This is a genomic window from Bradyrhizobium sp. LeoB3, from assembly GCF_055456055.1.
The window spans coordinates 1-5905 of the sequence record NZ_JBVBEF010000194.1 but is presented as its reverse complement, the minus strand read 5'-3'; the positions used below and the strand labels follow the sequence as shown (position 1 = coordinate 5905).

Sequence of the window (5905 nt, the reverse complement as noted above, 5' to 3'; positions counted from 1 at the left end):
AGCAGCCGGAAGGCGTCGGATCGCGGGTTGTATCTCTGCTATCACAGCAACTCGGCGGCATGATCGATTACGAAAATCTGGATCAGGGTTGCCGCGTCACACTCCGAATGCCTAAGCCTAGCATCTAGCGGCCGACCGTCGGCACGCCTTCAATCGACCTGACGACGCGCTACTTCAACCGGGCAGTGTCAAGGGTCCGCTTTGGGTCCACCGTGACGCGCCCGAGATGTTCGCTGATACCTTCATGGTGGCCGCTGACCAAGTATTTCAGTTTAGGCATGGAAGACGGCCACCGCGATCACAATGATCACAGGCACCAGCGGGACGATGACCGGTGGTACGATCCACTCGGCCAGACGAAATTGCCGCAACGAAATGCTCCTGCGCTTTGCGGCGGGAGCGTGCGCGGCCCTCAGTCACCGGACGATGCCACGGGAAATGCGGTGATAACTGACCCTACGCTGATGCTTTGGGAATAGCGAGCGCTAAAGCATTTTGCGCCGGCTGCGGCAGGAGTACGCGCGAAGCGACACGGTACGCCTCTAGTTGCCGCGCGGGCAAGATAGCGATGGCTATTGCGGCGCAAAGAGCGCATGCTGCTGTCGGGGCCAGCGCCGGCGCCCGGCGTTTTGCGAAAGGCAGGCGCGCATGACCATCCGTTCCCGACGTGAAGTCGTCACGTTCAAGCACCCGTTCCGGATCAGGGGCATCGATTGCCTGCTGCCCGCCGGCGCCTATGAGGTCGCCACCGACGAGGAGACGATCGAGGGGCTATCGTTCGAGGCGTTCCGCCGCGTCGCCACCATGATCAAGGTGCCGGTGGAAGGCTCACGCGGGTTGGCGATGGAGGTGGTCTCGATCGGCTCTGTCGATCTGGCCGACGCGCAACGCATCGACGCGAGCGCATCCGATGGCTGACGAACCGCTCGATCTCGACCGCCACCGCGGCATGACGGCGCAAAAAGCAACCGACATCCGCCGTGCGCTCGCGGAGGTCGAGACCCATGCACGGGAGCTGCGCGAGCGCCGAGCCGAGGTGGAAGACCATCTGTTGTCAATTCCGGCCGCGTCATGGCCGGAGGCGGCCGTCAAGGCGCGCTATATACTCAAGCTGTACGCCGCGGGCCTGCCGCCGGAAGACACAAGGCATCGCGATCTCGTGGCAGCCGTGCTGGAGGATTTTGTCCGGCTTACCGAGCAGGGCTGAGTCGGGAACCGCGGCACGCCCGCGACCCATCAAGGAGTAGGTAAGATGACGCTCACGCAGGGTCGCTTCATCGCTTACGAATACGACAGGATGGTCGTCCTGTTCTCGATGCTCGACGGCGAGAAGGAGATTCCCTGCGCGGTCTCGACCTCCGCCATGGATGAACTGGAAGGTGTGGTGCGCGCGAGAGCGAGCCAGCGTGAGCCGCAATTCATGCGGTTACGCGAGCGCATCGAGGCGTGTGCCGACGGCAAATATCAGGCGACCGAGTTCGAGGGGTCGCCGCCCGGCATCATCCTGCGCAGCATCGATTTCCGGAAACGGCGATAGCAGCTCTCCCGGGAGACAAGCGCTCAGAGTGGTCCCCATAGGAACGGGCGGAGTAGTTCTCCGTTACTTCACCGTCGGATTTTGGAGCCGAATTTACGGCATTTGAAAAGGTGCAGAAACCTGGCAATTGAACTCTGAGAAAAGGCCCGTCGTGCTGGTCGTAGAGGACGAGGCATTGCTGCTTATGGCTGCGATCGCTATGGTCGATCATGCGGGTTTTGAAGCTGTGGAGGCTGCTAACGCGGCTCAAGCCATCGAAGTATTAGAATCCAGGATGGATCCCGCATTGTCTTCTCGGACATCGACATGCCCCAAGGGGTCGACGGCGTGAGGCTGGCAGCTATCATCCGTGAGCGATGGCCACAGATCGAAATCATTCTAACTTCCGGATTTCTGGAAACGTCCCGGAAAAAGGCAAAACGGACTTCCTCCTGGCGGCGATCCCTCTCGCATTTCGCCATCATCTGTCGGCGCTGATCAGCAAGGTCACGACTGCGGGCAATCGCTCGGTCGGCAGCATCCTTCCCGTGCTGGGCCGGGCGGTAGCTTTTTGGCTTCCTCTCGCAATCGATTGGCTTCTTCGGCGAGACGTTCTTTCGAAGAAAGTATGTTTGATCGGGCGGCGGCGCTGCATGACACAACCTCAGTGCTTACCGGTCCTAATCGTAGGGTTTGCACTTCCGATAAATCCTAATATGCCGCTGACTGCCCTTCGGTTTCCAGCGGACACAAATCGAACTAGGACACCAAAACCAGGATACGGGGGCCACAACCTGTCTTGAACGCAGCAGATGCCGACCGAATGTCCGTTGAGGGTCAGACTCGGAAGTTCCCGATTTTTGCGACGCTATTGCCCTCCACTTGCGAAAGTCGCCCAGGAACCGGCGTTACCTCTCTTCAGCTTAGGGGCAGATACAACGGCAAAACCAACTAGAGAGCGGGCAATTGCCGAAACCAACGCCCGAAGTAAAATCGATCGATGCACCGAGTCCGCTACTAATCTTACTCAAACGGTTGCTATCCGACTTTAATTGTCAGTATCCGGGATACCCGACGAATACCGACAGCTTTGCGCGGAGGATGATCCGATGGGGTCCAACAGTGCAGCTTCGATACTAGACCGCATTCTTGATACGGCGGCGGACAATCTCAGGATCGCAAAGATTCTGGTTCAGATGGGTCTCGATCCGAACAACATCACCTACGACGCACTATTCAACCGGCTGCTGGAAATCGTGCTGGCCAACATCACGCTCGCCAACATGTTCGCTCTCGTTGGCGCCATCTTTCTTGCCGCTACCTTGCTGATGCAAACGATAGTGCCGCTGCGCGTCGCAAACATGGTCGGCTGCATGTTCTTCGTTGCCTATGGCGCGCTCTCGGGAAATGTCGGGGCTTTCATCCTCTATCTGCTCTTGCTGCCGATCAATGCAATCCGCCTCCGTCAAATGCTCAATCTGATCAAAAGGGCACGTATCGCGACGGAGGGCGATACCTCATTGGAATGGCTCAAACCGTTCATGACTGAGCGCAGATATCGCCGGGGAGACAAATTGTTCAAGAAGGATGATGCAGCTTCCGAAATGTTCCTGACGGTCACAGGAACGTTTTTGGTCAGGGAAATCGGCGTCGAGCTTCCGCCGGGACGTCTCATGGGCGAACTCGGTTTCCTTACGCCCAATCGGCGGAGAACCGCGACCGTCGAATGCATCGAAGACGGGCAAGTGATGGCTATTACTTATGAAAAGCTGCTCGAGATTTTTTTTCCGAATCCACAATTCAGCTATTACTCTCTTGTGCTGACCAGCCAGCGCTTGCTCGAGAACATATCGCGGCTGGAAGGAATTATCGCACAAGAAAAGACCGCGCGGCAGATTTTAGCCACGGATGACATAGCTTAACCCTTGGCTCTTGATGTCCCGCACTTTTGGTAACAGGACATCCCGACGCAGCGCAGGTCTCGCGATGCAACGACGTCCGGTTTGGGGTCAAAAGCGGCGGTGCATCCCAGCATGGACAGGCGTCCGGTCTGCCACCGACAGCCGACGTAACAACGGCTTGGGTGTTGGTCGGCTCGGGGCCAGAAGCAGACCAGCTCGCGCAATGGCCCGTTTCGCGTGGTCTTTCAGCCTACGGATGCGCCTGCCTTTGCCCGGCTGATTCCGAGGACCAGAATGCGATGCAACAGGTCGGGGTAATCAAGCCCGTCATACCGAGCGGCTGTAGCGAACTCCTGGCTCTTCGCTATTTCAGGGTTGGGATTGGCTTCGATGAAATACGGAGTGCCGTCGGCAGAAAGGCGAAAGTCGATGCGTGCGTATCCATCGAGCCCCAGCGTCCGGTAGATGCGTTTCGCCGTTCGCTGAATGCCGGCGGATACCTCCGGCGCAAGGTCCTTGGCCGGCCCATCTACAATTCCGACGCGTTCCTGATAACTCGGATCGTGTTTGGCCTTTTCGGTGGCTATCTGCCGTGCCCCCTGACCGCCCATGCTGCCGAACTTCAATTCCCAGACCGGCAGAACGCGCAGCCGATTGTTGCCGAGCACGCCGACATATAGTTCACGTCCTTCGATGTACTGTTCGGCGATGGCGGCAGTACCGAGCCGCTCGTGAACGAACGCGACGCGCTCTGCGAGCTGCTCGTCCGTATCGACGATGGATGCTTGCGAGATTCCGAAGGACCCATCCTCGTTCAGGCTCTTGACGACCAGCGGCAGCGCAAGGCGCGCCGGCCGTTTGACCTTGTGGCGTATCGGAAACACGGCAAAGGCGGGCACCGCGATCCGGCGATGGTGCACCAGTGTCTTGGATAGATCCTTGCCGCGCGCCAGGATCAGGCCGCGCGGGTTACACCCGGTATACGGGATTTTCATCAGCTCGAGATAGCTGGCGATATGCTGGGCATACGCGGACGCATAGTGGAATTCCTCCAGCAACGTGAATACCACATGGGGCTTGAAACCTTCGATCTCGTCGCGCACCGGCTTGATTTCCTCCTGCACGCCGAGCGGGTGAACGTCATGGCCAGCCCCACGCAAGGTGCTCACGACGTCGAATTCCGTTTTCCATGCGTTGACTTCCCGCGCGGTGTATCCGTCGGTCGAGTCCGGGGGCACGCAGTCCGGATGCATCAGCACTAGAATGCGCAGACGTCTCATAGCGCGATCCATTTGCGCCGCGACGGGCCGAACAGCGCGTGCATGGTCTTGGCGGTCAACAGGACGGTGAAGTCGAGCACAAGCTTCCGTTCGGAGCCGGGGGCACGCAGATCGAGTTCGCGGCAGCGGGAGATCATATCGTCAAGAACGGCATCGAGCGTAAGCTGGTTCTCGCCCGTCCACCGCGCAACCAGCTGTCTGATCTGGGCGCGGTGCCGTCTGATAAAAACCGAAGCCGGTTGCTGCCGCCGATGCCGTGGGTCAGCAGAGAACAGGCGGGAGAGGTCGCGGTCGTATGTCTTCGGTGGCTTGAAGGCGTAGAACGCCTGCTTTTTTTGGTAATGCTCGCCAAGCGTTTGACTGAGCTTATGCAGCGGATCGGTACGCTCGCGCGTCGTGACTGGCGGCCGCTTCCCTGCTATCTCGCCCATCAGCTCGTCGACATATTCAAGCTTCTTCAGCGCTGGCCAACCGGCATACCGTGTCCGCCAGTTCGACCGCGGCCGCAACCACACTGCAAAGGTTTCGGCGAAATCTTCGTCCGGATGGCTCTGCGCGTACCAGAGCCGAAGGTGCTGGACATAACGCCGGCTAGCCGGATTGGGCCGGTAGTAGAGGGGGTAGTGTTTCGAAGACGGGCCGAACAACTGCTGCCAACGCCGGCGGCGTTGCAGCTGGTAGGCGTGCTGCACGGCATGGCCTGCCTCGTGACGGAGAATGGCCATGCACTCGGACCAGGTGCCACCCTCCACGTCAAGCATCATTTTCTTCTCGATCTTCATAAGTCGGGGATGGGCGAGATAGAATGGGATGGCGATGCCCGGCACATTTGCCGGACTAAACCATTCGCTCGATATCCATGCGTGTGGCCGCAGCCGGATGCCCCGCGCCTGAAGCTCTTCGTATAGAGTTCTGAGACAATCCTCGAGCCAGGTGTCTTCGACCGAAACCTTCAGGCTACTGAGGCGTTGCTCGAGCAACTGCTCGTCCGACAGCTTTTCCCAAGTATATTTCCGACGTGGCATAGGCATCCAGAAGCCATAAAAACGCACCTGGATGGTGTCATAGGATGCTGCTGGCAACAACCGCCGAGTCTTGGCGGCGTGCCGTTGTTCGATGGCCGCGTCGGCTTGGGTCAAAAGCGCCGATTGGAAGGTCGACCAGTCACTTCCGATCTACCCCGATAAGCAGACGATTTCCGATCGTGC

General features: G+C 58.9%; 6 protein-coding genes. 4 read left to right on the top strand and 2 right to left on the bottom strand.

Features of this window, described 5'->3' with window-relative positions:
* Positions 1-648: 648 nt before the first annotated feature.
* From ACZXDY_RS44295 to ACZXDY_RS44280, 4 genes are all read left to right on the top strand, one after another.
* Entirely contained in the window at positions 649-918 is a 270-nt protein-coding gene (locus ACZXDY_RS44295) for a hypothetical protein (protein WP_028166629.1), read from the top strand.
* Positions 911-1207, top strand: coding sequence for a hypothetical protein (locus ACZXDY_RS44290; protein ID WP_028166630.1), 297 nt, complete (start codon positions 911-913; stop codon positions 1205-1207). The genes ACZXDY_RS44295 and ACZXDY_RS44290 overlap by 8 nt, the downstream gene beginning before the upstream one ends.
* A 45-nt stretch (positions 1208-1252) precedes the next feature.
* Positions 1253-1537 (top strand): DUF1488 family protein, encoded by a 285-nt coding sequence (locus ACZXDY_RS44285; protein ID WP_028166631.1) that lies wholly within the window; start codon positions 1253-1255, stop codon positions 1535-1537.
* 1088 nt (positions 1538-2625) lie between these two features.
* Positions 2626-3438: a Crp/Fnr family transcriptional regulator gene (locus ACZXDY_RS44280; RefSeq protein ID WP_464349813.1), complete on the top strand. Its 813-nt coding sequence runs from the start codon at positions 2626-2628 to the stop codon at positions 3436-3438.
* Positions 3439-3662: 224 nt separating this feature from the next.
* Here ACZXDY_RS44280 and ACZXDY_RS44275 read toward each other — a convergent pair whose 3' ends face one another.
* A complete protein-coding gene (locus tag ACZXDY_RS44275; protein WP_028166633.1) occupies positions 3663-4697 on the bottom strand; it encodes a D-alanine--D-alanine ligase family protein in 1035 nt (344 codons plus the stop codon).
* The gene (locus ACZXDY_RS44270; RefSeq protein WP_245287470.1) at positions 4694-5836 is read right to left on the bottom strand and encodes a putative zinc-binding metallopeptidase; all 1143 of its coding nucleotides are present in this window, start codon (positions 5834-5836) and stop codon (positions 4694-4696) included. The genes ACZXDY_RS44275 and ACZXDY_RS44270 overlap by 4 nt, the downstream gene beginning before the upstream one ends.
* Positions 5837-5905: the final 69 nt, after the last annotated feature.